At 39.2% G+C, this 23,994-nt stretch carries 23 protein-coding genes; 6 read left to right on the top strand and 17 right to left on the bottom strand.

Going from position 1 to position 23,994, the window contains the following annotated elements; genetic code table 11:
• Positions 1-22: 22 nt before the first annotated feature.
• From AC6CHV_RS15915 to AC6CHV_RS15885, 7 genes are all read right to left on the bottom strand, one after another.
• A complete protein-coding gene (locus tag AC6CHV_RS15915) occupies positions 23-1,528 on the bottom strand; it encodes a nitrate/nitrite transporter (protein ID WP_440274536.1) in 1,506 nt (501 codons plus the stop codon).
• Complete coding sequence (locus tag AC6CHV_RS15910) at positions 1,521-1,808, bottom strand: hypothetical protein (RefSeq protein ID WP_341329886.1); 288 nt, start codon at positions 1,806-1,808, stop codon at positions 1,521-1,523. Before AC6CHV_RS15910 ends, AC6CHV_RS15915 begins: the two co-directional genes overlap by 8 nt.
• Positions 1,795-2,106, bottom strand: coding sequence for a hypothetical protein (locus tag AC6CHV_RS15905; protein ID WP_121446794.1), 312 nt, complete (start codon positions 2,104-2,106; stop codon positions 1,795-1,797). Before AC6CHV_RS15905 ends, AC6CHV_RS15910 begins: the two co-directional genes overlap by 14 nt.
• A gap of 180 nt (positions 2,107-2,286) precedes the next feature.
• The gene (locus AC6CHV_RS15900; RefSeq protein WP_341329885.1) at positions 2,287-2,814 is read right to left on the bottom strand and encodes a Rieske (2Fe-2S) protein; all 528 of its coding nucleotides are present in this window, start codon (positions 2,812-2,814) and stop codon (positions 2,287-2,289) included.
• A 42-nt stretch (positions 2,815-2,856) separates the two neighbouring features.
• Positions 2,857-3,414 carry a 4Fe-4S dicluster domain-containing protein gene (locus tag AC6CHV_RS15895; protein WP_121446797.1) on the bottom strand — a complete coding sequence of 186 codons (558 nt, stop codon included), beginning with the start codon at positions 3,412-3,414 and terminating at the stop codon, positions 2,857-2,859.
• Entirely contained in the window at positions 3,415-5,583 is a 2,169-nt protein-coding gene (locus AC6CHV_RS15890; RefSeq protein WP_341329884.1) for a molybdopterin oxidoreductase family protein, read from the bottom strand.
• A complete protein-coding gene (locus AC6CHV_RS15885; RefSeq protein ID WP_341329883.1) occupies positions 5,570-6,655 on the bottom strand; it encodes a hypothetical protein in 1,086 nt (361 codons plus the stop codon). Before AC6CHV_RS15885 ends, AC6CHV_RS15890 begins: the two co-directional genes overlap by 14 nt.
• 210 nt (positions 6,656-6,865) lie before the next feature.
• Here AC6CHV_RS15885 and AC6CHV_RS15880 point away from each other — a divergent pair, with 210 nt between their 5' ends.
• From AC6CHV_RS15880 to AC6CHV_RS15870, 3 genes are all read left to right on the top strand, one after another.
• Entirely contained in the window at positions 6,866-7,519 is a 654-nt protein-coding gene (locus tag AC6CHV_RS15880; protein ID WP_341329882.1) for a response regulator, read from the top strand.
• Positions 7,512-8,618 (top strand): PAS domain-containing sensor histidine kinase, encoded by a 1,107-nt coding sequence (locus AC6CHV_RS15875; RefSeq protein WP_341329881.1) that lies wholly within the window; start codon positions 7,512-7,514, stop codon positions 8,616-8,618. Before AC6CHV_RS15880 ends, AC6CHV_RS15875 begins: the two co-directional genes overlap by 8 nt.
• Before the next feature lie 105 nt (positions 8,619-8,723).
• Positions 8,724-9,629 (top strand): NERD domain-containing protein, encoded by a 906-nt coding sequence (locus AC6CHV_RS15870; RefSeq protein WP_498079195.1) that lies wholly within the window; start codon positions 8,724-8,726, stop codon positions 9,627-9,629.
• 1,710 nt (positions 9,630-11,339) lie between these two features.
• On the opposite strand, the gene fsa is transcribed toward AC6CHV_RS15870, so the two are convergent.
• Both fsa and tkt read right to left on the bottom strand, forming a co-directional pair.
• A complete protein-coding gene (gene fsa, locus AC6CHV_RS15865) occupies positions 11,340-12,005 on the bottom strand; it encodes a fructose-6-phosphate aldolase (protein WP_121446803.1) in 666 nt (221 codons plus the stop codon).
• A 91-nt stretch (positions 12,006-12,096) separates the two neighbouring features.
• Positions 12,097-14,106, bottom strand: coding sequence for a transketolase (tkt, locus tag AC6CHV_RS15860; protein ID WP_341329879.1), 2,010 nt, complete (start codon positions 14,104-14,106; stop codon positions 12,097-12,099).
• A 326-nt stretch (positions 14,107-14,432) separates the two neighbouring features.
• On the opposite strand from tkt, the gene AC6CHV_RS15855 reads away from it, so the two are divergent.
• Positions 14,433-15,599 carry an ROK family protein gene (locus tag AC6CHV_RS15855; RefSeq protein ID WP_498079194.1) on the top strand — a complete coding sequence of 389 codons (1,167 nt, stop codon included), beginning with the start codon at positions 14,433-14,435 and terminating at the stop codon, positions 15,597-15,599.
• Positions 15,600-15,628: 29 nt separating this feature from the next.
• Here AC6CHV_RS15855 and AC6CHV_RS15850 read toward each other — a convergent pair whose 3' ends face one another.
• The 8 genes from AC6CHV_RS15850 to AC6CHV_RS15815 all read right to left on the bottom strand — a co-directional run bounded on the left by AC6CHV_RS15850 (position 15,629) and on the right by AC6CHV_RS15815 (position 21,863).
• Positions 15,629-16,414 carry a DUF2705 family protein gene (locus tag AC6CHV_RS15850; RefSeq protein ID WP_498079193.1) on the bottom strand — a complete coding sequence of 262 codons (786 nt, stop codon included), beginning with the start codon at positions 16,412-16,414 and terminating at the stop codon, positions 15,629-15,631.
• Positions 16,415-16,431: 17 nt separating this feature from the next.
• Positions 16,432-17,226: an ABC transporter permease subunit gene (locus tag AC6CHV_RS15845; RefSeq protein WP_498079192.1), complete on the bottom strand. Its 795-nt coding sequence runs from the start codon at positions 17,224-17,226 to the stop codon at positions 16,432-16,434.
• 6 nt (positions 17,227-17,232) lie between these two features.
• Complete coding sequence (locus tag AC6CHV_RS15840) at positions 17,233-18,117, bottom strand: ATP-binding cassette domain-containing protein (protein ID WP_498079191.1); 885 nt, start codon at positions 18,115-18,117, stop codon at positions 17,233-17,235.
• A gap of 19 nt (positions 18,118-18,136) precedes the next feature.
• Positions 18,137-18,760 carry a TetR family transcriptional regulator gene (locus AC6CHV_RS15835; RefSeq protein WP_498079190.1) on the bottom strand — a complete coding sequence of 208 codons (624 nt, stop codon included), beginning with the start codon at positions 18,758-18,760 and terminating at the stop codon, positions 18,137-18,139.
• A 115-nt stretch (positions 18,761-18,875) separates the two neighbouring features.
• A complete protein-coding gene (locus tag AC6CHV_RS15830; protein ID WP_341329873.1) occupies positions 18,876-19,412 on the bottom strand; it encodes an HD domain-containing protein in 537 nt (178 codons plus the stop codon).
• Between the two features lie 171 nt (positions 19,413-19,583).
• Complete coding sequence (locus tag AC6CHV_RS15825) at positions 19,584-20,306, bottom strand: ATP-binding cassette domain-containing protein (RefSeq protein WP_498079189.1); 723 nt, start codon at positions 20,304-20,306, stop codon at positions 19,584-19,586.
• Positions 20,303-20,959, bottom strand: a complete 657-nt coding sequence (locus AC6CHV_RS15820) for an ABC transporter permease subunit (RefSeq protein ID WP_498079188.1) — start codon at positions 20,957-20,959, stop codon at positions 20,303-20,305. The genes AC6CHV_RS15825 and AC6CHV_RS15820 overlap by 4 nt, the downstream gene beginning before the upstream one ends.
• Before the next feature lie 70 nt (positions 20,960-21,029).
• The gene (locus tag AC6CHV_RS15815; RefSeq protein ID WP_498079187.1) at positions 21,030-21,863 is read right to left on the bottom strand and encodes a transporter substrate-binding domain-containing protein; all 834 of its coding nucleotides are present in this window, start codon (positions 21,861-21,863) and stop codon (positions 21,030-21,032) included.
• Positions 21,864-22,105: 242 nt separating this feature from the next.
• Between AC6CHV_RS15815 and AC6CHV_RS15810 the strand changes: the two genes are divergently transcribed.
• Complete coding sequence (locus AC6CHV_RS15810) at positions 22,106-23,023, top strand: ABC transporter permease subunit (protein WP_341329869.1); 918 nt, start codon at positions 22,106-22,108, stop codon at positions 23,021-23,023.
• Between the two features lie 9 nt (positions 23,024-23,032).
• Positions 23,033-23,932, top strand: a complete 900-nt coding sequence (locus AC6CHV_RS15805) for an ABC transporter permease subunit (RefSeq protein ID WP_498079186.1) — start codon at positions 23,033-23,035, stop codon at positions 23,930-23,932.
• Positions 23,933-23,994 lie beyond the last annotated feature (62 nt).

Here is a 23,994-nt window from a genome sequence, read left to right as displayed (position 1 = left end):
GGCACATTTTGGGCCCGATTTTTTAACTTTGTTTAACTTGTTTTCCGGTCATGTCACTTAGCATACCGGCGTATTGTACGATATCTCCAGAATCATTTTTAATCGCACTGATTGTTAGCCATTGTAAGTAGTTCGATCCGTCCTTACGTTTGTTCCAGATCTGTCCTTGCCAGAAGCCTTCTGTTTCGATTTTTTTCCAGAGGTCCTCATAAAATTCTTTTGGCTGCTTACCAGATTTAAGAACATTCGGTGTCTTCCCAATAATTTCTTCCTCTGTAAAACCTGTAATAGTCGTAAATGCTGGATTCACAGAAATGATTTTCCCATGTAAATCTGTAACCATGATTCCTTCAGCAGTATGATCAATGACCTGTTTCGAAAGTTCCATTCTTCCATTGTAGTACATCCACACCACAAGAATTAAGCTTGCTAATGCCACCTCTGATAAGGCCATAAATCCGATTGCGTAATGTCCGTTGACATGGTAGAGGATTCCAAGGAGAATAGGTGGGAAAAATCCTCCTAATCCGCCGATTGCTGATACAATACCATTCACAATTCCCGCTTGCTTTTGGAAATACATTGGTACTAATTTAAAAATAACCCCATTTCCCATTCCTGCGCAGAAAGCAATTGTTAAGCATCCGATTGTATACCAACCAATTGATGGAGCAAATGATAGGATCATGGCAGATACCGTATAGCATCCAAATACAAACATTAATAGTTTTAGAGAATGGAAACGGTCCGCAAGCCACCCACCTACTGGTCGCATCAAGGTTGCTAGAACAATAAATCCTGCCGTTCTGATTCCTGCATCAATCTTATCTAAACCGAAATTCTCCACTAAGAAGTTTGGTAAATAGACTGTAAACGCAACGAAAGAACCAAAGGTAATAAAATAGAATAAGCTTAGAAGCCATAGTTTTTCGTTCTTATAGACTCCTCTAATTTGCTCCATTAATGGAGTTTGGACCTTTACTTCCTTTTTATCTCCCAATAAAAAGTTTGCTACGATAAAAATGGCAAGAATGATTAAATATAATTGAACGGTTAAAGACCAACCGATTTTTGTAGCAATCACTGGTGCTGCAAAGGTTGAAATTGCAGTTCCAAGATTCCCCGCACCATAGATTCCGTTCACAAATCCGTGTTTCTCTTTTGGGTAGTATTTAGGCAATGAAGTAACCCCTACTGAGAAAACCGCTCCACCAATTCCCAGAAACAGCCCGCCAATCAATAGGTCAGTTACTGTGTTAGCTATACTAATATAGTAAACTGGGAATAACAATAAAATAAAACTTAGTAAAAAGATGATTCGGGCACCAATTTGATTAGCGTAATATCCAAGTGGAATTCGCAAAATGGAACCAAGTACAACGGGTATTGCGGTTACCAATGCTAATTGATTTGCTGGAATATGGATATCCTCTTTCATAAATGGCAAGAGGGATGATATAAGCACCCAGACCATAAAACCAACAACAAGGTTTAATGTTTGAAGGGGAAGTTGAATTTTCCTAACCATTATGACCACGCACCTTTTTTACGACATAGGTTAATCCAGCCTGCTCATCAAAAGCCGACCAAATCTCATCACTTATTGCTACCTCTGCAGTTAAAGGAACAGCAAAGAACTGCAACCGGTCAAAATAAATGCGAAGGTGGGTCCGATCCGGACAAAGCTCTGTTTTCATAATTTCTTTTTTTACGAATGGGGCTTTATCATCCCCATCTTCATCCAAAATAGAAACTTCCACATTTCCCAAAATAAAAGATTCTAAGCTACTAATTTCAGTTAACTCCACAGCTGCCACACCCTCTCTTAGCAGGATAGATGAACATTTTATACCCTTGAAGGTAGGACCAAAAGGCATCGTCCGCATGTGTTTCGATGTAGTCGATGGTTTCATCCTCGGATTGCCATCTACTCATTCCCTTAACCTCGGCAATCACAATTTCAATGCCTTCCTCCGTCTTTTCCTCTAAGTACCAATTTAGTCGTATGCCCTTAAATAGCTTTGTTAAGAGCTCATTAATTTCTTCTGTAAAATTGCCGGTTGCCTCTCTAATAAAACAAAAATCAAGATACGTTTCACTGTTCATGTACGTCACGCCTTTTTTAACTTTTTGTATATAACCCATGCGACTGGAAATAACACAATGTTTAAGCCACAATAGATCAGCGTATTTACATAGTTTTCATAAAAAAATTGATGCACCATTTTTTGTGTAAAAACAATATTCAATAACAAGATGACGGAAAGGAGGAGTACACCTTGGTAACTACGCTTCATATCGTTTCACCCTCACCGCATAAACTGCACCATTTTCTACCTTTACTTGAATTTCTGGCAATGGACGGCGTGGTGGACCTGCAGTTGGTGCACCCGTTTCTACATCAAAGAATCCATGGTGGCAAGGACAAACCATTTGTCCCTCCTCCTTCACCCAAAAAACAGGGCAACGGAGATGAGTACATGCATTTTGATACGCCACATATTTGTTTTCTGATAGCCTAATTAAAATGGCATCATCATGGTCACCTGGAAAAGTAAAATCAATAGAATCACCCACAGCCAATTTACTCACATCGGTAATTTTTTTATGGGAATATTCTTTTTCTCCAAGTCCCATTAATTCCTTAGCAGCAACAGCCCCCCATGGCAGGGATGAAATTGCAAACACTCCAGCTGCTCCTACTAAAGTCTTCATGAAGCCACGGCGATCAAGGCTTCTTTCATTATTGCGGTTAATATTATGCGTGTAATTATCCTCATTAAAAGGAATTTTATTATTTTTATCAGACGGCATTCCCATCACTCCTTAGCGGATGCTTCCTTTTTGAACATATTTCTAAAATAACTTCTCAATACCTTGTAAAATACCAGGTAAACTTATCTTTACGTTCGTTTCACCTTCAAGAGGCATGCTTGTAACCCATTTTCCATTATCAAGATTATGGTGCTTTTTCTTATTTTCGATCTCTTCATCAGTTAACCACTGGATGGTGTTAGACGGACAAACACTCGCACACATTGGTGGGATGCCATCCTTTGATCGATCGATACAAAGGTCACATTTGTACATTAAGTTTTGCTCTTCATCGAATTTCGGAATTCCATATGGGCACGCAATCGTGCAGTTTTGACAGCCAATGCATTTTTCCACGAGTGCAGATAACACAGCACCTGACTCATGAATTTGAATCGCCTGTGCAGGACAGCTTCTTGCACAAGCTGGGTTTACACAGTGAAGGCACATAAGTGGCATGGTCTGTCTGTTCACGAGCGGATTCACATCATATACGTAGTTTCGGTTTCGTTGTTCATGCCCACCGCATTGTGTACACGCCGCAAGACAAGAGCGGCAACCGATACAGTTTTCAAGTTCTAAGTAAAGCCGTTTTTGCATTTACTGCACCTTCTTTGCAACTAATTTTTCAATCTGGGCAGCACATGCCTTGAACTCTGGCATTCTTGACATCGGATCAAGCGCTGCTATTGTCAATAGATTAATAGATTCCTCATGACCAAAATGATAAGGAACAAATACTGTATCTTTTCGGATCGCTTCCGTGATTTTCACTTTATAAATACTTTCGCCCCTTCTTGTAAAAAGGCGAACACGTTCTTCATGTTGAATATCATATTTTGCCGCCAATTCTGGATGAACTTCTACATATGGCTCTGGACACATATCATGCAGAAATGAAATTCGTCTTGTTTGGTTTCCAGATAAGTAGTGGTATACGACACGTCCTGTTGTTAAGCGAAGTGGATAGTTTTCATCCGGTTCTTCTGCTGGTGGACGATATGGCAATGCACAAATTTTCGCTTTTCCGTCTGGGTGATAGAATTTCTTATCAAGGAACATATGTGGTGTTCCCTTGTCTTCCTCATCACGGCACGGCCAAAATACGCCATCTTGCTTTTCGATTTTATCCCATGTCGCACCGTAATAATCGGCATACCCACCTTTACTCGCGAGTCGGAATTCATCGGCTACATCTCTAGCCGTTTTTAAGTGTGAAAAATATTCCCCTCTACCTAGTCGCTCTGCAAGTTCGACCTGCATTTGCCAGTCAGGCTTGGATTCACCAATCGGTTCTTGTGCTTTATTGATCTTAATAATACGACCCTCTATATTTGTAACCGTTCCTTCATCTTCAGACCATGTCACAGACGGAAGAACGACATCTGCAAACTCTGCTGACTCTGATAGGTAAAAGTCTGCACATACCATGAAGTCTAGTGATTTAAGTGCCTTTCTGACGAAGTTTAAGTTTGGTGCTGATACTGCTGGATTTGAGCAAAGGAGATAGAGTCCACGAATTGTCTTTTGATCCATTAATTCAAACATTTCATATGCAGAAACACCTGGTTTTGGCATTTCTTCTGGAGTAATCCCCCAAACACTGCAAACTTCCTTAACATGCTCTGGATTCGTCAGTTTGCGATAGCCTGGTAGCAGGTCTGATTTTTGACCATGTTCCCTTCCACCTTGCCCATTTCCTTGACCTGTAAAAGTGGCAACGCCTGATTTTGGACGGCCAATTTTTCCTGTAATTAGAGCCATATTTGTATATCCAGATACATTATCAACGCCTTTATGTTGTTGCTCAATACCGCGTGCAAACATCACAACCGCATTCGGTGCTTTACCATAAATTTCAGCAGCGCGGATAATCTTTTCAGGTGCGATTCCAGTTAACTCGCTTGTGTATTCTGGTGTGAATTCCTTCACAAGTTCCTTCGTCTCTTCAAAGCCATTCGTATGATTGGCAATAAATTCTTCATCTGTGTAGCCATTTTCAATTAGTAAATGTAAAATCCCGTTTGCTAGAGCTAAATCCGTACCTGGTTTTAGATCAAGGTGTACATCTGCTCTTCTTGCTATCGGAGTTTCGCGCGGATCCACGACAATGATGTAGCCGCCTCGTTCCTGTACATTCCAAACACGGAACATGGAAGTTGGATGACACTCTGCTGTGTTGCTTCCTGCTATAAACAAACAATCCGTTTCATGGATATCCGTCCATGGTAATGTCGATCCACGGTCAACCCCAAAGGAGCGAAGGAATCCACCGGCAGCACTAGACATACAGAAACGTCCATTGTAATCAATGTAGCGAGTCCCTAGTGCAACCCGAGCAAACTTTCCTGTTAAATAACATTTTTCATTTGTCATCGATACTCCGCTGAAGACGGATAATGAATCCTTGCCGTGTTCTGCTTGCAACTTCTTGAAGTTCTTTACGATTAGATCATAGGCTTCATCCCAGCTTGCTTCCCGAAATCCTTCTTTTGTTCCTTTTAAGGAAGCATCATCACGGATAAGCGGTTTTAAGATTCGGTCTTTGTGGTTCGTTTGCTGGTATGCCGTTACCCCTTTCGGACACATTTTTCCAACGGTTACTGGCCAATCATAGCGCGGTTCAACCCCTACAATTTTGTTGGTGGTTATATTGACTCGTAAATTCATTCCACATTGCATTCCGCAATAGCTACAATGTGTTTTTATTAATTTTTCGTTCGGATGATTGACATTTTTAACTTCTTTAAAAAACTTATCCCTTTGCATTCTGATTTGCCTCCTTGACTTTAACCTCGTGGGTTGGGAAGCCGGAAAATTGTGCAATCCGGTATTTTCTGCGACATGGAAGACACATTTCTGCTAAATGATGGCCTTCTCTAGTTTTAAAATGAATATCGTTCACATCAAGTACATTGATGACATCTTGTGACTGTTCAGTTGATACAAAACCTTCACCACAAACCTTACATTTCTTCGTTTCTTTTTCTGCATAATGCTCACGATAGTTTCTTGCAAACACACTCATAGGTCGGAATGGAATATGTGCAAGTTTTCCGAATGGCAGGTAAATCAATGTGATAATCACTGACCATTGGTGGATGAGTGACATCACTGGCTGACCTGCACCATGTAAGAAAATATTCATAAAGGTTAAAAGTAAACCGGTAACGCTGACTAATAACAGCATATAAAGTGGCAGCAAGTCATACATGAATTTTTGTTCAGCTCTTGCTTGTAGATTTTTCATACGTCGGTACAATGCCATACAAACTCCTGCAATTACCATTACTGCGGTGATATTTAAGGCATTATAAGATAGATTTGCGATGATACCATCTGCTGGTACCGTCAAGACCTGTATCCCCATCGCAATGATGTTGTAAAAGCCATTCTCGTCCATCGTAAAATACATCCAACCGAAGACAAGTGGAAATGTAACAAAACAAGAAAGGATGCAACCCCCACCGATTAAAATATGTTGGGTCCATCGGTAAATTCCCCTATTCCAAATGAAATTGTAAGTAGCTAAATGCTCCACAGATGTTTTTGGAGTCGATTTTCGAAATAAAAGTTTGATACCTTTTTTAATAATGATTTTCGTTGGCGGTCTTTCTCCCCAAGCAATGAAGCGGTAAAAGAAGCCCCCAATGAATACAATGGTTCCTACCATATAGCCGTAAAGATTTAAGTCAACATGTGTAAACATTCTCGTTCCAATAAATGATAAAACCGCCAGCCCTAGCACAGATAAAAACATGGACTTGGCAAACTTTGATGCAAACGCGTTATTATAAGCTGGTGTTTGCTTTTTTTGGATTGCTGCAGCTTTTGCCTGCATACGAACTCCTCCTCAATCAATTAACATAAACCTATTGTAGAAGAAGTGTGATTTAAAACATATCAGGGAACCCCCCTATCTTTGGACGAAAAACCCCTTATTTGTAACAATTCCTTGAACGATTGATTTTTCAAAATAACCGCCAGAACGTGCTATAATGGAACTATTGTGAATGGAAAACGTCGGATTCGTTTTAGGGGGAGGAATATCATGGTTAAATTACTAATAGTGGACGACCATGCCGTTGTCCGTTCGGGACTGATGATGCTATTAAACGGGAAAAATAATATAGAAGTAATTGGGGAAGCATCTGAAGGAGACGAAGCAATTCAAAAAGCAAAAGAATTAAACCCTGATGTCGTGTTAATGGATTTAAGCATGCCTCATGGAAAAGATGGATTAACAGCAACACAGGAGCTTCATGAACTCATGCCAAACATCGCCATCCTCATTTTAACAATGCACGATGATGAGGAATACTTATTTAGGGCAATTCAATCTGGAGCATCAGGCTATATTTTAAAAAATGCTCCACACGAGGATCTGTTGGGAGCAATTGAATCTGTTTCCACAGGGAATGCCTATTTAACACCCTCTGCAACAAAGGTTTTGATGAGTGGATATTTGGACCGCGTCAAAAAGGGAGATAATGCTGACACCTTCGCATTGCTTTCAGAACGGGAAAAAGAAGTGCTCGAATGGATTGCAAAGGGTTATTCAAATAAAGAAATTGCCGAGCGTTTAGTGATTAGTGTTAAAACCGTTGAATCACATAAAAGCAATTTAATGGAGAAGCTCGGGTTGAAATCTCGACCAGAGCTTGTGAAATACGCAATGAAGAAAGGATTATTGCATTTTGAATAAAATTGACCGACTCAAACACCAATCTGAAATTGGCGGCCCAAATGCTTTGAAGCTTTTGGCCGATCTAGAAAAACATATTGAAGACCCTGCTTTTCGCGAAGATGTTGAGAAGTCATTACGTCATCTTGCCGATTTAACCTTTGCATTAGATGAATCCTCGATTGTTGCAATCACAGATCGCCAAGGAAAAATTCAATATATCAATAATAAATTCTGCGAAATCTCAAAGTTTTCGAGGGATGAGTTAATGGGCCAGGACCACCGAATCATTAATTCCGGCCATCATGACAAGGAATTCTGGAAAGAAATGTGGCGTACGATTGGGTCTGGCCATGTCTGGAAAGGTGAAATTAAGAACAAAGCAAAGGACGGATCATTTTATTGGGTCGATACAACGATTGTTCCCATTTTATCCGAAAACGGACGCCCCAATCAGTATTTGGCCGTACGACATGAGGTTACCGCACTAAAAGAAACACAGGAAGAGCTAAAAAGCATGATGACCCGAGTCATTAGCATCCAAGAAGAAGAACGCAAACGTTTTTCACGCGAACTTCATGATGGCATTGGTCAGAGTATGTTTTCATTATTGATTCAACTCGATCAATTGCTTAGTGAAAAGCCAGATGAACGCCTCGGCCGTTTGCGTCAGGATGTTTCCTTTATGATGGAGGACATCCGCAGTCTTGCCTGGGAGCTTCGCCCTTCAGTGTTGGATGATCTCGGTGTCGTTCCAGCACTTCGAAAATATATTGAACACTACTCCCAACATTACGGAATTGACGTGGAGTTCGAATGTACATTAAAGACACGCCTTGATATTCATAAGGAAACAACCATTTATCGCGTTGTTCAAGAGGCGCTAACCAATATCGCCAAATATGCCAATGTAGCAGAAGCCGTTGTTAAGATTCAAGAAGGCGAATCGGACGTTACCGTAGAAGTAATCGACAAAGGCCAAGGTTTTACAGTTGATGAAAAAGGAAACGGTGTGGGCCTCTTCAGCATGGAAGAACGTGCTCGAGGGGTCAGTGGTAGCATTACCTTGAAATCTGAGGTTGATAAAGGTACTTCGTTAGTGTTAGTGGTACCGAAGTAGATGTTTGGCCTGCTCAAATGCAGGCCATTTTTTATTACATATTCTCCTTTGAATCTACTAAATTTTCCAATATAATAAAGATAATTACTAGAAAGGATGTATGCTATGATTATAAAACACCGAACAAAACCGGATGAACTAATTCTACTCGAGTTATTAGACAAGCGAAGTGAATTATCTAGCAAGGATATGCTGTACTTTTCAAATCTAAAAAAAGGATACGAAGGAGAATTACTCTTCGATATCTTGACGGAACAACTTCACAGCGATTGCCTACTATTAAATGATTTGTTATTGGAAGTGAATAACACAATCTTCCAAATAGACAACCTTAACCTGATCAATGGAAAAATTCACTTTTATGAGGTTAAAAATTATGAAGGCGACTACTATTATGAGTCGAATAAATTATTCAAGAAACCTAAACAAGAAGTGAGCAACCCCCTACTTCAATTAAGTAGAAGCGAAACTCTATTAAATCAGTTACTTCGCAGCCATGGATGTCACCTCCCTATTGAAGCTTCAGTTATTTTTATCAATCCATCATTCACTCTCTATCAAGCACCCCTAAATTTACCGGTAATCTTTCCAACTCAAATCAAGAACCACATGAAAACATTGGACACAAACCCTGTAAAAATAAATGAAAAACAGAAAAAAATAGCAGATTTATTAATGTCTTTGCATATCACCAAATCCCCATTTACTAAGATTCCAAGTTACCATTACGAGCAACTTCGCAAAGGGATTACTTGTGAGAAATGTGATTCATTTTCTGTTGTGGTTGAAGGTAGGATATGTAGATGTGAAGCGTGTGGGCATAAAGAGTTGGCGGCTAACGCTGTAATACGGAGTGTTAAAGAATTTATGATACTATTCCCGGAGCAAAAGATTACTACCAATGCTATTTATGAGTGGTGTAAGATCGTACAGTCAAAAGAGAGAATACGCAACATTCTATCAAAGAATTTTACTATGGTAGGGGTTCGCCAATGGGCATATTTTGTTTGAAAATAAAACGTTGCTTTTTTGTTTTGCTTGCTGGAGATACCTATAGAAAGGAATTGCTTACTAATTCCTCGGCACTTTTCCTCTTCATACGCTCCATGATGAGGATTCGGAACTATATCTTCGACTCTTTTCCTCTTCATTCGCTCGATGAAGGGGATTCACCAACATTTCATCGGCGCTTTTCCTCTTCATTCGCTCGATGAAGGGGATTCACCTACTTTTTATCGACTCTTTCCCTCTTCATTCACTCGATGAAGGGGATTCACCTACTTTTTATCGGCGCTTTTCCTCTTCATTCGCTCGATGAAGGGGATTCACCAACATTTCATGGGAGCTTTTCCTCTTCATTCGCTCGATGAAGAGGATTCTGCTACATTTTATCGGCGCTTTTCCTCTTCATTCACTTGATGAAGGGGATTCACCTACTTTTCTTCGGCGCTTTTCCCCTTCATACGCTCGATGAAGGGGATTCACCTTCTTTTTATCGGCGCTTTTCCTCTTCATACGCTCCATGATGAGGATTCGGAACTATATCTTCGACTCTTTTCCTCTTCATACGCTCGATGAAGGGGATTCACCAACATTTCATCGGCGCTTTTCCTCTTCATACTCTCGATGAAGGGGACTCACCAACTTTTTATCGGTGCTTTTCCTCTTCATACGCTCGATGAAGGGGATTCACATACTTTTTATCGGCGCTTTTCCCCTTCATACACTCAATGAAGGGGATTCACCTTCTTTTTATCGGCGCTTTTCCCCTTCATACACTCAATGAAGGGGATTCACCATCATTTCATCGGCGCTTTTCCCCTTCATACACTCAATGAAGGGGATTCACCATCATTTCATCGGCGCTTTTCCTCTTCATCCACTCTATGAAGAGGATTCAGCAACTTTTTATCAGCTCTTTCCCTCTTCATACTCTCGATGAAGGGGATTCACCAACTTTTTATCGGCGCTTTTCCTCTTCATACTCTCGATGAAGGGGATTCACCAACATTTCATCGGCGCTTTTCCTCTTCATACGCTCAATGAAGGGGATTCACCTTCTTTTTATCGGCGCTTTTCCTCTTCATACGCTCAATGAAGGGGATTCACCAACTTTTTATCGGCCCTTTTCCTCTTCATTCACTTGATGAAGGGGATTCACCTTCATTTCATCTGTGCTTTTCCTCTTCATACGCTCGATGAAGGGGATTCACCAACTTTTTATCGGCGCTTTTCCTCTTCATACGCTCGATGAAGGGGATTCACCAACTTTTTATCGGCGCTTTCCCTCTTCATCTGCTCCATGAAGGAGATTCACCAACTTTTCTTCGGCGCTTTTCCCCTTCATACACTCAATGAAGGGGATTCACCATCATTTCATCGGCGCTTTTCCTCTTCATCCACTCCATGAAGAGGATTCAGCAACTTTTTATCAGCTCTTTCCCTCTTCATACGCTCGATGAAGGGGATTCAGAGCTAATTCCTTAAGCAATTTCCTCTTCATTCATCCGTTGAAGGGGATTCAAGTCTATTTCACCGGACTTATTCCTCTTCATTCACTTGATGAAGGAGATTCATTACTAATTTCTAGCCCCTTTTCCCTTTCACCAATCCCGATAACAAGCCTTGGGCACAAACACAAAATCTACTAACTAATTATCCCCAAACCAAAAAACCCCAATCCACTCTTAAAGCGAATCGGGGTTCCATATAAAAAAACAATTATTTTACTGCTTTTACCCAGTCAGCTGCGAATTTTTCTAAGCCTTGGTCTGTAAGTGGGTGCTTAGTAAGTTGCTCAATTACAGAGTATGGAATCGTTGCAATGTGCGCACCAGCTAGAGCTACACGAGTAACGTGGTCTGGGTGTCTTACAGATGCAGCGATGATTTGAGAGTCTAGGTTGTGAACACGGAATAGCTCTGCAATTTTTGCTACAAGCTGTACGCCATCTTCAGAGATGTCGTCAAGACGACCTAAGAATGGAGATACATAAGTTGCACCAGCACGAGCTGCTAATAGAGCTTGGTTCATCGTGAAAATTAATGTAACGTTCGTTTTAACACCTTTTTGAGAAAGGTAACGAGTTGCTTCTAATCCAGCCACTGTCATTGGAACTTTGATAGTGATGTTTTTGTCGCCACCGTTGATTTTGATAAGCTCTTCAGCTTCTGCGATCATTTGTTCAGCAGTTTCAGCATCTGGAGATACTTCAGCAGATACACTTTCAACTTCTGGCACAGCTTGAAGGATTTCAGCAATGCGGTCTTCGAATTTAACGCCTTCTTTTACAACAAGTGATGGGTTCGTTGTAACACCAGATAGTACACCCATTTTATACGCTTTTTTAATGTCATCTAGATTAGCTGTATCGATAAAAAATTTCATTTCTTTTTCCCTCCAGTATCTTATCTTCCATATTGTTAGAAACATTTGACTCACCTATACTTATTGGTGGGTCAAATGAGTTAGTAAAAAATTACAGTACTTCTTTAAAGTTCTTTACTACATTCTCTACAGTAAAGCCGTATTCTTGTAGAAGTTTACCAGCTGGTGCAGATGCTCCAAATGTGTTAACTGCAAGAACTTTACCTTGGTCGCCAACGAATTCTTTCCATCCTAGTGGAGAAGCCATTTCGATTCCAAGACGAGCCTTAACAGCTTTTGGAAGAACTGATTCTTTGTATTCTGCAGATTGCTTTTCGAAGCGATCCCAGCTTGGCATACTTACTACTGATACAAAAATGCCCTCTTTTTCAAGCTCTTTTTGAGCTTCAATTGCTAATGAAACTTCAGAACCTGTTGCAAGTAATAGACCCGCAACTTCTCCTTTTGCTTCAGAAACAACGTAAGCACCTTTTTTAACACCTTCATATACAACTTCTTGATCAAGCTCTAAAGTAGGTAAACCTTGACGAGTTAATACAAGTGCTGTTGGTGTGTCAGTACTTTCAACTGCTAAGCGCCATGCTGCAGCTGTTTCTTTTGCGTCAGCTGGACGTAGAATAGAAAGACCTGGCATTGCACGTAATGCAGCTAATTGCTCAACAGGCTCATGAGTTGGGCCGTCTTCACCAACTGCAATTGAATCATGTGTAAATACATATGTTACAGGTAGCTTCATTAAAGCTGCTAGACGGATTGCTGGACGTAGGTAATCAGAGAATACGAAGAAAGTTGCTCCGAATACTTTTACGCCACCGTGAAGTGCCATACCGTTGATAGCCGCACCCATTGCAAATTCTCTAACACCAAACCAGATGTTACGAGCAGCAAAGCTGTCGATTGCATAGTTCTTTTCAGAAGTGATAAGGGTTTTGTTTGATCCTGCTAAGTCTGCTGAACCACCGATTAATTGTGGAATTGCAGTAGCAGCAGCATTTAATGCTTTACCTGAAGCATCACGAGTTGCAACTGAAGATCCAGCTTCAAAGCTTGGTAATGAAGCTTCCCAGTTCTCAGGCAGCTCGCCATTTAATGCCATTTCAAATTGAGTTGCTAATTCAGGGTATGCTTTTTTATATTCTGCAAATAATTCATTCCAAACACTTTCTTTTTGCTTGCCAGCTTCTACGAATTGGCTGTAGTGTTCTTTCACTTCTTCTGGTACGAAGAATGGCTCTTCATAAGTCCAGCCGTATGATTCTTTTGTTAAAGTAACTTCATCTTTACCAAGTGGAGCACCGTGTGAAGCCGATTTTCCACCTTTGTTTGGGGAACCGAAACCGATTGTTGTTTTAACTTCAATTAATGTTGGACGGTTTAGATCAGCTTTTGCTTCTTGTAATGCTTTTTGAATTTCTTCTGTATCATTACCATTTTCAACGCGGATTACTTGCCAGCCGTATGCTTTAAAGCGATCTTCAACACTTTCAGAGAAAGAAAGGTTTAAATCACCATCTAATGAAATATCGTTTGAATCGTACATCACGATAAGACGACCTAATTTTAAGTGACCAGCTAGTGAAGCTGCTTCTGCGGAAACACCTTCCATTAAGTCTCCATCACCACAAATTGCATATGTAAAGTGGTTAACTAATTCATAATTGTCTTTGTTATAAGTTTCAGCAAGATGTCTTTCTGCCATTGCCATACCAACAGACATTGCAACACCTTGGCCAAGTGGACCTGTAGTTGCTTCAACACCTGGAGTATGACCAAACTCAGGATGTCCTGGAGTTCTACTTCCCCATTGACGGAAAGCTTTCAAATCATCCATAGTTACATCGTAACCGAATAAATGTAGTAAGCTATATAAAAGCATGGAACCATGTCCAGCTGATAATACAAAGCGGTCGCGGTTGAACCAGTTTGGATTTGCAGGGTTATGATTCATTTCTTTTGCCCAAAGAGTGTAAGCCATTGGAGCTGCACCCATTGGCATTCCTGGGTGTCCAGAATTTGCTTTCTCTACACCATCAATTGATAGAGTTCGAATCGTATTAATTGCTAACAAATCTAATTCTTTGTTATTTAAAGCTGTTTTCATGTAACCACACTCCTAAACTATTAAAATAGTAATACTATTATGTTTCCTTTTTATACCCTACCTAAAAAATCAAATCTTTTCAATCTTAAAAATAAGTTGTATAATTAATTCGTTCACTAAACAAATTATAACCATTTATAATGTACCACCCTAGCCTTTATTCGTCAATTATCTAAATACAAACAATTATGTCAAATGTAAATTTAGTTTTTTTGAAAGCGTCATCATAGAAAAAACTTCACATATTGCCATTCATTATGTATAACTTAATGATGAAATCTTCTTTTTAAAATTTTGTTGTACCAACTACCAGATGGAGGATTTGTATGATTACTGGAGATGCAGCATATATAAAAAAAATAAATCGCTCGCTTATTTTAGAAAAAATAGTTCAAGAAGGCATGATCTCAAGGGCTGACATTTCCAAAGCAACAGCACTTACAAGGGCCACCGTTTCTGCACAGGTTGCTGATTTATTAGATGAAGACTTAATCATTGAAACTCAGCTAGAGCATAATAATGTTGGGCGAAAGCCAATTATGCTTTCATTAAACGCTAGGGCCGGATATGCGCTGGGAATAGATGTGGACTACAACCATATCTCATTCACAATATCGGACTTGCTTGGGAGGCTTGTTTTCGAAAAGACGATCGAATGTAAAAACCGAGCCTATGAGGACATTCTTCAGATATTAATTGAACAAATCAATTTACTTGATGAGGAATACAGTGATAATCGTTATGGTATTATCGGTGTCGTAATTGCAATTCACGGACTTGTTGGAAAAGATGAAAAGATTCATTTTGTGCCTCGATTCTTGTGGCGTTCTGTTAATTTGAAGGAAGACCTTGAAAAAGCATGCGAGCTCGAGATACATATCGAAAACAATGCAAATATGTCCGCTTTTGCTGAAAGGGTATTTCTTCACCATGAAACCAACAGCCTATTATGCACCACGATTTATTCTGGAATCGGGCTTGGGATCATTATGGACAATCATTTCTTTCGCGGAAATGACGGGTTTGCAGGTGAAATCGGTCATATGATCGTCGTTCCACACGGACGCTCATGTTCTTGTGGTAATGAAGGGTGCTGGGAACAATATGCTTCAGAGTCCGTCTTTTTAGAAAATATAAGAGTGGAAAAAGGTCTTTCCTCTTTTACATATGATGACTTGAAAGAGCTAATTGAGGAAAATGACAAGGAGATCCTTGAGCGTCTCGAACACTTTATTTACTACCTATCCATTGGATTAAATAATATGATCAACATGTATAATCCCGATACAATTATACTTGATGGAGAAATCTTACGTCTTTACCCTGATTCTATAAAAAAAATAGAAGAGAATTTATCCTCTTCTATCAGTCACTATCGTGAATTATCGGTTTCAACTTTAGGCAAAAGAACCGTTCGAATGGGTGCATGTGCCTTTGCAATCAAACGCTTTTTAGGCGTACCCATTTTAAATTTAAATTATAAAAATGAATAACCTTCTAAGGAGCAGTAGTCTGCTCCTTATTACACGTTCAGATCTCTTTTTTTATAAAAAACATAGGTTAGTGCTGTTAAAATGACGGTCAAACAAACGGAGATCATGACGAAAACAGCCTCAAACCCATCCCCAGTTAGCATATTTTCCGCTGTAAAATATTTGAATGGAACAACATATTTAAGGACTTCAAGTTTTTCACTTAAATCAATGACAATCGATAAAATAAATGTTAGTAGCAGGATTCCTGTAGCAATGGGTGCTGCTCGTTTCGGCTTCCGGATAGTTGCTGCAAGTGCAGAACCAAGCACTAAAAATAGGATTTGTAAAATAAACATTCCGCCCATTAACTTAAGTAGATCCTCAATCCCATGATCCATTTCAAAAATCAAAATCGTTGCAATGGTTGTAACAGCGTTAAAAACGACAAGATTTATAAAAGCTGCTACTAGCTTCATGGTAATTACCTTCGTACGTGTAATGGGTTTTACAAATAAAAATTCAAAGGTCTTATCCCGCTCTTCCTTTGCAATGATTGAAGCCCCCATCATCGAGGCATGTATTGTCGCCATCAAAAGCAAATATAAATACAGAACCGCGAAATACCCTATCGGGGTCGATAAATCTAACGTACCCGTCCCCATTAATGCTTGAAGAGCTTTTGGCATCGACTCAACAAGTTCATTCAAGGATTGCCCAGATGAAGAAAGGCTTGAGTATTCAGTGTTTCCCATGTATATTAAAAGGACAAGTCCAATGCTCCAAATGATGAGAGACTTACGGTATGCCTTCATTTCTCTTAAAAATACATTCATGCAAAGTCCCCCCTTTCTTATACAGAATGGATATCTTTTTTCGTATAGTAGATATAGCTCGCGATAATTGCAACAACCACAATCCCTAATCCAACTAATAAAAAAGCTCCCTCATATCTTGTGTGTTCAATCATATAGTACGAATCAAAGTATTTAAAAGGAGACAGATACCGTTTAAATTCAGCACTACTTGAACTAAGCATTCCAATAATAAAAAAAGCAAAAACAGTTCCTAAAGAAACGGAGAGTACCGATTTGATTTTTGGTAAGTAAACGGAAAGGAAAATCCCTATCGCAAGAAAAATGACTTGCAATAAAAACAACGAAATCGAAATAAGTAAAAAGGCTTTTGTACTGTATTCATCCGTTGCAACTGCAGCTACCATAAGCCACGAGGCAACTAAATATACAATGCTTGTGAACAGAATGGAAGTAAATGCAGCCAAAACTTTTGCCGTTAAAATCGTATTTCTTGTGATTGGTTTTGTTAGTAAGAAGTCAGCTGTCTTCTCTCTTACTTCCTTTGACACAATGGCTGTGCCAAAATTCATTGCCTGGATCGCCCCACAAAGGCTAATATACACAAACACGTAGGAGTAAAATCCGAGAACGGAACCAAAGGTATCAACCTGTAGTCCTAATGCTTGTTTCATTGCATCTGGAAAACCATCCAACACCTTTTTATAATCTTCAATATCCTTTGCAATCGTTGGAAACATCGACATAAACAAGACCATGATTCCAACGAGCGACAATGTCCAAATGAGCGTGGTTTTTCGATAGGCCCTACATTCATGAAAAAAGACGTTCATATCATTTTAGGCCTCCTTCTCGTAATAATGCATGAAAATCTCCTCAAGGTCTGGCTCTGTTACGGACAGATTGGTAATCTCTATACCGGCGACTTTTTCCATTACTGTATTGATATTACCTTTAAACAGAAAGCTAATTTTCTTATCAGTAACTTCTAAATCACTTACCCCCGGAATTGAAAAATAGCTTTTTTCAATCGGAGCTAATGGTTCAACCACAAATCTTTTAAAATTGTTATCTTTTAAAGTACTAATCTTTTCAACGGTTACAATTTTACCTTCTTTGATAATAGCAACCCTGTCACACAGTCTTTGAACCTCGCTTAAAATGTGGGAAGAGAAAAGAATCGTCACACCTTTTTTATTTTCTTCCTCTAGCAAATCAAAAAAGCGCTGTTGCATTAATGGATCAAGACCACTCGTTGGCTCATCAAGAATCACAAGCTTTGGTTCATGGAGAAGACCTTGGACAATCCCAACCTTTTTCTTGTTTCCAAGAGATAGATCATCAATTTTACGATTAAGGTCGAGTTCCATAATCTCAGTCAGTTCTTTGATTCTCTTGGAGCAATCCTTTTTATAAAAGCTTGCCGAATACTTAAGCAGGTCCTTCACTTTCATATTGTCATAGTAAAAGACTTCTGATGGAAGATAACCAATTTCCTTTTTAATTTCAGACGAGAATTGAACTGTGTCTTTCCCAAAGATTTTTGCACTTCCACTTGTCGGGTAGATGAGTGATAACATGGTTCGAATAGTTGTGGACTTTCCGGCACCATTCGGCCCAATAAATCCGAAAATCTCTCCTTCCTCCACATGGAAGCTAATATCTTCAATTCCCCGTGACTTTCCATACATCTTTGTTAAGTTTTGAATTTCAATGACATTCATTTATCTAGACCTCCCTACATTATTTGTAAAATGCTAATTTTAGCATTTCGATATATTCGTCCATTTCTTCAAGCAGGTCTTCAATATTTAACTGGTCTAACGGGATCTCTTTTGTTTGTTCTTGCTTTTGATAACCGAAGGCCTCAAGTGACCAAAAAATAATATTCATTGCTTTTGGAATATCGATTCCTTCCTTGAATTTTGATACATCAATCGAACTAGCCAGCTTCGAATAACTACTTTTAAGGATATCCTTGTTTCTTTTTTCAAGTTCAATCTTAATCTCGGGGGAATCTTCCTCAAAGGCAAGTCTTATAAAGGTAAACATCTCTGGGTGTTTTTTCATTAGTTCAAATTTAATCAATGTTATACTGCGGTATTTATTAAAAATATCAGGCTCATCAAGGTCAATATTGGCAAATAAGTCATTAACCAGTAACTCTAAATAATAGTCATATAAGAAGAGATATAGTTCTTTTTTATTTTTAAAATAATGAAACAACAGCCCCTTTGAAATACCCGCTTGCTTAACAATTTCATTTGTTGATGCATTCGCATAGTTTTTTTCAGCAAACTCTTTGGTGGCTGCATTCAAGATTCGTTCTTGTTTTTCTTGCTCTAAGTTGAAAAATTTTAAAAGCATGGTAAAACCTCCAATTAACATTGACCAGTTCGGTCAATTCCATTATATCCCTTATTGACCACTCTGGTCAATAATAAAAAAGGCCCCAAAGATTATCTTTGAGACACCGTTATTCCTAACCAAACAATATATCGATTTCCTTTTTAAGTTCTTCTAATAATGGAAAAGTCGAGGCATGACCTAGGCTTTCGGCTACATTTCGGTAATACCACTCTTGTTTATCCTTGCCACGGCTAAATCTGCGCCAAACTTGATCACCCTGCTCCTCATAATCGCGGATGATCGACCGGATATTATGCAACTTATCCGCACATACGACTGTTCGGTTATCTTCTGACGCCGCCCTTAGAAATGAAATGGTATGTTCTTTCCTTGCTTCCCACGGCAGAGATTTATCTGGCTCTGAACAACCGTCCACAAGTTCTGCTACCTCATCACCAAAGCCATCTCTAATATCAGAAAGTGTTAACTCAGTATCCTCAACTGTATCGTGTAGTATTCCGGCAGCTACTAGTTCAGTCCGCGCATTTATCTTCATTAAAATTAGGCCAACCCCAAGCGGATGGGTAATATATGGAATATTTGTTAGTTTGCGATACTGCCCGTCATGTGCTTTACTCGCAACAATTATTGCTTTTTCAATCATGTCCATGTTGTTGATCTCCTCCTATCAAATGCGCCTTGGCGTATTCGCGCCCGATTTTTTTTCGAGCTAGCCCGAATATTTTCCTTTCAAAAATCGAGGCATCCGCCGGAGGCTTAACTTTATTCAATGGAATAAAGTAAAAATAACCTGACACAAAATGATGCCAGGTATCCCCATTTACAGTACTTTACTTAAGAATGCTTTTGTCCGGTCATGTTGTGGATTTTCAAATAACTCCTTTGGTCGATTCTCCTCAACAATATATCCACCATCCATGAAAAGAACACGGTCACCCACTTCACGAGCGAAGCCCATTTCATGGGTCACGACCACCATTGTCATTCCTTCTCGTGCCAGTTGCTTCATAACCTCTAAAACTTCTCCAACCATTTCAGGGTCAAGAGCAGAGGTTGGTTCATCAAAAAGCATGATTCTAGGTTCCATGGCAAGTGCTCGTGCAATCGCAACACGCTGTTTTTGACCACCAGACAATGAATCCGGATAAGCGTCCGCTTTCTCTGCAAGACCAACTTTTTTCAGTAGCTCCATCCCTTTATTATACGCCTTTTCATTCGAAACCTTCTTTACTATCAATGGCGAAAGCATAATATTCTCCATAACGGTTTTGTGAGGAAATAAATTAAACTGCTGGAACACCATACCGACATCTGTTCTGATTGAATTGATATTTGTTTTCTTATCAGTAATGTCGACACCCTCTATAAAAACATGCCCTTCGTCTATGGTCTCCAATAAATTTATGCAACGTAAAAAGGTAGACTTCCCGGATCCCGACGGACCAATGACAACCACAACCTCTTGAGGCTGAATATCAACTGAAATCCCTTTTAACACTTCATTCTTTCCAAAAGATTTTTTTATATTGTCCACTTTGATCATTCTGTTTTCAACCTCTTTTCAAGATAGTTTAATAGGATTGTCAATGTAAGAGTTAATATCAAATAAATGAAGGCTGCAGTTAAATATGGTTCCCACACCCGCGCATATTGGCCAGTCATCATGCGGCCCCAGTGCATTAATTCCGGAGTTGCTACTACCGAAAGAAGGGACGAATCTTTAATCAGAATAACAAATTCGTTTCCTAATGGAGGGATCATTCGTTTAAATGCTTGAGGGATAATGACATATCTCATCGCTTGAGCATGTGTCATTCCCAATGAGCGAGCGGCTTCCATTTGCCCACGGTCAAGGGATTGGATACCTGCTCTAAAAATCTCCGCTATGTAGGCTGAAGCATTTAATGTAAGTGCAATAACACCTGCGACAATTCCGTTTGTTCCACCTAAAAATAGTGGAACAACCCCAAAGTGAACTAAAAAGATTTGGACGAGTAGTGGTGTCCCGCGGAAGAAAGTTACGTAAAACATAAATGGAAGAGCAATCCATTTATTACGAATCATTTTTCCAATGCCAATAAATAGCCCTAGGATTGTCCCAAGTAAAATTCCGGCAATTGATAAGCCGATGGTTAATAATGCTCCTTTCCCAAAATAGGGAAGGTAATCTATGATTATATCAAACCTAAAATCCATGGTGTGTCCCCCTTTTGATAAGCCAAAAATTGCGTAACACAATGAAGTCGTTACGCAATTTTTCACTCGTTTATTTCGAAGCTTCTTGTTCTGCCTTCAATGCTTCTAAGTCTGGCTCTGCCCCAAACCATTCTTTATAAATTTCTGTGTACTTTCCGCTTTCAATAATTGATTCAATTGCTTTATCGAGATCAGCTTTTAAGTTATCACTGCCCTTAGGGAACATCATGCCGTAGAACTCAGCATCAAATGTGTCTTTGTCTCCAACTACCTTTAGCTTTTTGTCTGGATTTTGCGCTGCGTAGTATTCAATAACACCGTTATCGGCTACAACTGCATCAGCTCCACCGCTTTCAAGCTCAAGAATGGCTAAGTTATTATTTTCAAATGCTTTAATATCAGGATGCTTTTCACCAAGTACCTTTTCAACCGCAAAATGTCCAGTGGTCGATGCTTGAACCGCTACCTTTTTCCCTTTCAAATCATCAGCTGTCTGAATATTACTATCTTCAGGGATCATAATTTTATTAGTTGATAGGAAAAACGGAATCGTAAATAGATACTCCTTCTTACGGTCTTCGGTGATTGAAATTGACGATATCGCCATATCATAAGAACCTTTATTTAATTCAACAAAAATTGGATCCCAACCTGTATGTTTAATATCAAGTTCGTAGCCTGCCTCCTCAGCTACAGCATTAAGAACATCGATTTCGAAACCAACGATTTTGTCACCTTCCATAAACTCGAATGGTGCGTATGCCGCATCTGTCATAACCTTAAGTGTCTTTTTGCCAGTTTCTTCTCCTTCTTTTTCTCCGCCGGTCTCACTTGTATCACTAGTTCCACAAGCTGCCAAGAAGAGAAATACAAGCATGATTAAAAAAACTGTAATTTTCTTCACCCATGTAACCCCTTTCATTTTTTATAAAATTTTTAATAGTTAACTTTTTTACTATATTATCACAATGATAGTCTAAAAGAAATATAGAATTGATTTTCCCCCTTTGATGAATGTGTATCGTTACATTTTATGAACCTTATATAGAACTATAGAACTAACTAAACGACAAATCGGTGATGACACGGACTAGAATTTCGAATATATTTAGAATAGTAGCCATTTTCGAAAAGGAGGATGTTTTTGTGGGGGTTGTGAAAGAGTTCGGAAAGATTTTAGCGATTTATTTATGTGTATTTCTATGTGTGATATTATTTGTACTTTTCCCTCGCGAACCTAGTATTGATTTTTCCGGAAAGGCAATGACTGTTGAGTATTCCTATCATTTTAATTTAAAAGAATATGCAACGAATGTAGGTGTATTTCTAAAAGATGTTTATGAGAATAAAAGTCTTGGAGGAACGAAATTTGCCTCCCTATCAGCAGAAGATGAAATTGCAAAGTTTTTTCCGAGAAGTCTTAAAATCATTTTGATTGGGTTTATTCTTAGTGTCGTGTTCGGAATTATAAAAGGGATTCTTGACTATCGATGGACGAATACAAAAAAGAGCTTTTTAGGAAGTGGTGCGACCTGGTTCTTCTCAGGAGTTCCTGACTTTTTTATTATCATTTGTTTAAGCTATTTTCTACTATTATATGTACCGGACTTTAGCATCATGGGAACGGAAGCCTGGTGGAAGTTTATCGCACCTAGTATTCTCGTATCGATTGCGCCAATGCTTTATGTAGCTAGAATCACGTCGGTTTCACTTCTTACGCAGGACCGCGAACCGTACATTCAAGTGGCATTTGCTAAGGGATTCACAAAAAATAAAGTGTTGCTCAATCATATGATGAGATCCTGCTTAATCACGGTTTCCAGCCATTTGCAATCAATAATGGTATTTGTTCTATCGAACCTATTGGTTGTTGAGTATTTACTAGGTTACCAAGGAGCTGCCTATCGATTATTTTCGGCAATTGGATATACCAACTTTATCCCTCCAGGTGGCGGTGCCGATGAACGTGGTCTAATCATTGGGATTTGTATAAGCTTTCTGATACTTGTGATGGTGGCTCATATGATAAGCCAAGTACTCAAAATGAGATTAGATCCAAAATAGGGGTGTTTTATGTTAAATCGAAATTGGTTTTTAATCACAGGCATATTTATGTTAAGTATTCTTCTTCTCGTTACCTTTGTGGGGCCACATATACCGTATGTTAAAGAAGGTATTGAAGAAGGTAGAATTCGTTTTTTAGACGGTGGTAAAGGTTTGCTTAAAGCACCTTTTTCACCAGGGCAACAACCTCCTTTTGGCTCTGACCATGAGGGTAGAGACTTATTAAGTGTGATCATCGTCGGCGCGAAAGATACACTAAAAATCATCTTAGGTATTGTGATTATTCGCTATTGTTTAGCCATCCCTCTTGGGTTACTAGCAACACGTAAAAATAATCCTTTCTCTTGGATTGTTACGACTTGGAACAATGTCTTTTCTAGTATTCCGATTATTTTTTCGGCACTGCTCTTATTGGCTATTCCAGCCCTTGTAATGAATGAAAATCGCTTATGGTGGTCGGTTTTACTTTTAGCATTCATTGAGGTTGGAAAAGTAAGTCACATCATTCGTGAGGAAACTCAAAGAATTGTAAGAAAACCGTACATAGAGGCCGGAATCACAGTCGGTATTTCCCCACTTCGACTAGCATTAGGAAACATTCTACCGAATACATATCCTGCAATTATGGTCAATTTCTTTATTGATATCGGGAGAACCTGTCTATTAATAGCGCAATTAGGTATTTTTGGTGTGTTTCTTTCACAAGTGTTTGTTCAAACCAATTATGGTGTTGGTGAGATGATAAACACTAGTCTTAACTGGCCAACGTTACTTGGACAAGCTAGAAAAGACATGATTAGCTCTATTTGGATTCCATTTTGGACTTGTGTTGCTATTTCCTTTACGATGTTTACTTTTACCATTCTAGGGGAAGGCTTGAGAAGGTATTTTGATCGAAAAACAAACTAATGCGTGCTCAAAACGGAGGGTGTAAAGGACCGCGTCGACTAAACGCCTCGTCCTGTGCGTTG

The sequence above is a fragment of the Ferdinandcohnia sp. GQ5 genome (genome assembly GCF_059759275.1).
Note: the sequence above shows the minus strand (reverse complement) of the source record. Positions and strands in the feature narration are given on the sequence as shown.

What these genes read in the sequence shown, in the direction of transcription:
- AC6CHV_RS15915 (WP_440274536.1), bottom strand. Translation starts at nt 1,528, where the DNA reads ATGGTTAGGAAAATTCAACTTCCCCTTCAAACATTAAACCTTGTTGTT.
- AC6CHV_RS15905 (WP_121446794.1), bottom strand. Translation starts at nt 2,106, where the DNA reads ATGAACAGTGAAACGTATCTTGATTTTTGTTTTATTAGAGAGGCAACC.
- AC6CHV_RS15900 (WP_341329885.1), bottom strand. Translation starts at nt 2,814, where the DNA reads ATGCCGTCTGATAAAAATAATAAAATTCCTTTTAATGAGGATAATTAC.
- AC6CHV_RS15895 (WP_121446797.1), bottom strand. Translation starts at nt 3,414, where the DNA reads ATGCAAAAACGGCTTTACTTAGAACTTGAAAACTGTATCGGTTGCCGC.
- AC6CHV_RS15890 (WP_341329884.1), bottom strand. Translation starts at nt 5,583, where the DNA reads ATGCAAAGGGATAAGTTTTTTAAAGAAGTTAAAAATGTCAATCATCCG.
- AC6CHV_RS15885 (WP_341329883.1), bottom strand. Translation starts at nt 6,655, where the DNA reads ATGCAGGCAAAAGCTGCAGCAATCCAAAAAAAGCAAACACCAGCTTAT.
- AC6CHV_RS15880 (WP_341329882.1), top strand. Translation starts at nt 6,866, where the DNA reads ATGGTTAAATTACTAATAGTGGACGACCATGCCGTTGTCCGTTCGGGA.
- AC6CHV_RS15870 (WP_498079195.1), top strand. Translation starts at nt 8,724, where the DNA reads ATGATTATAAAACACCGAACAAAACCGGATGAACTAATTCTACTCGAG.
- fsa (WP_121446803.1), bottom strand. Translation starts at nt 12,005, where the DNA reads ATGAAATTTTTTATCGATACAGCTAATCTAGATGACATTAAAAAAGCG.
- tkt (WP_341329879.1), bottom strand. Translation starts at nt 14,106, where the DNA reads ATGAAAACAGCTTTAAATAACAAAGAATTAGATTTGTTAGCAATTAAT.
- AC6CHV_RS15855 (WP_498079194.1), top strand. Translation starts at nt 14,433, where the DNA reads ATGATTACTGGAGATGCAGCATATATAAAAAAAATAAATCGCTCGCTT.
- AC6CHV_RS15850 (WP_498079193.1), bottom strand. Translation starts at nt 16,414, where the DNA reads ATGAATGTATTTTTAAGAGAAATGAAGGCATACCGTAAGTCTCTCATC.
- AC6CHV_RS15845 (WP_498079192.1), bottom strand. Translation starts at nt 17,226, where the DNA reads ATGAACGTCTTTTTTCATGAATGTAGGGCCTATCGAAAAACCACGCTC.
- AC6CHV_RS15840 (WP_498079191.1), bottom strand. Translation starts at nt 18,117, where the DNA reads ATGAATGTCATTGAAATTCAAAACTTAACAAAGATGTATGGAAAGTCA.
- AC6CHV_RS15835 (WP_498079190.1), bottom strand. Translation starts at nt 18,760, where the DNA reads ATGCTTTTAAAATTTTTCAACTTAGAGCAAGAAAAACAAGAACGAATC.
- AC6CHV_RS15830 (WP_341329873.1), bottom strand. Translation starts at nt 19,412, where the DNA reads ATGGACATGATTGAAAAAGCAATAATTGTTGCGAGTAAAGCACATGAC.
- AC6CHV_RS15825 (WP_498079189.1), bottom strand. Translation starts at nt 20,306, where the DNA reads ATGATCAAAGTGGACAATATAAAAAAATCTTTTGGAAAGAATGAAGTG.
- AC6CHV_RS15820 (WP_498079188.1), bottom strand. Translation starts at nt 20,959, where the DNA reads ATGGATTTTAGGTTTGATATAATCATAGATTACCTTCCCTATTTTGGG.
- AC6CHV_RS15805 (WP_498079186.1), top strand. Translation starts at nt 23,033, where the DNA reads ATGTTAAATCGAAATTGGTTTTTAATCACAGGCATATTTATGTTAAGT.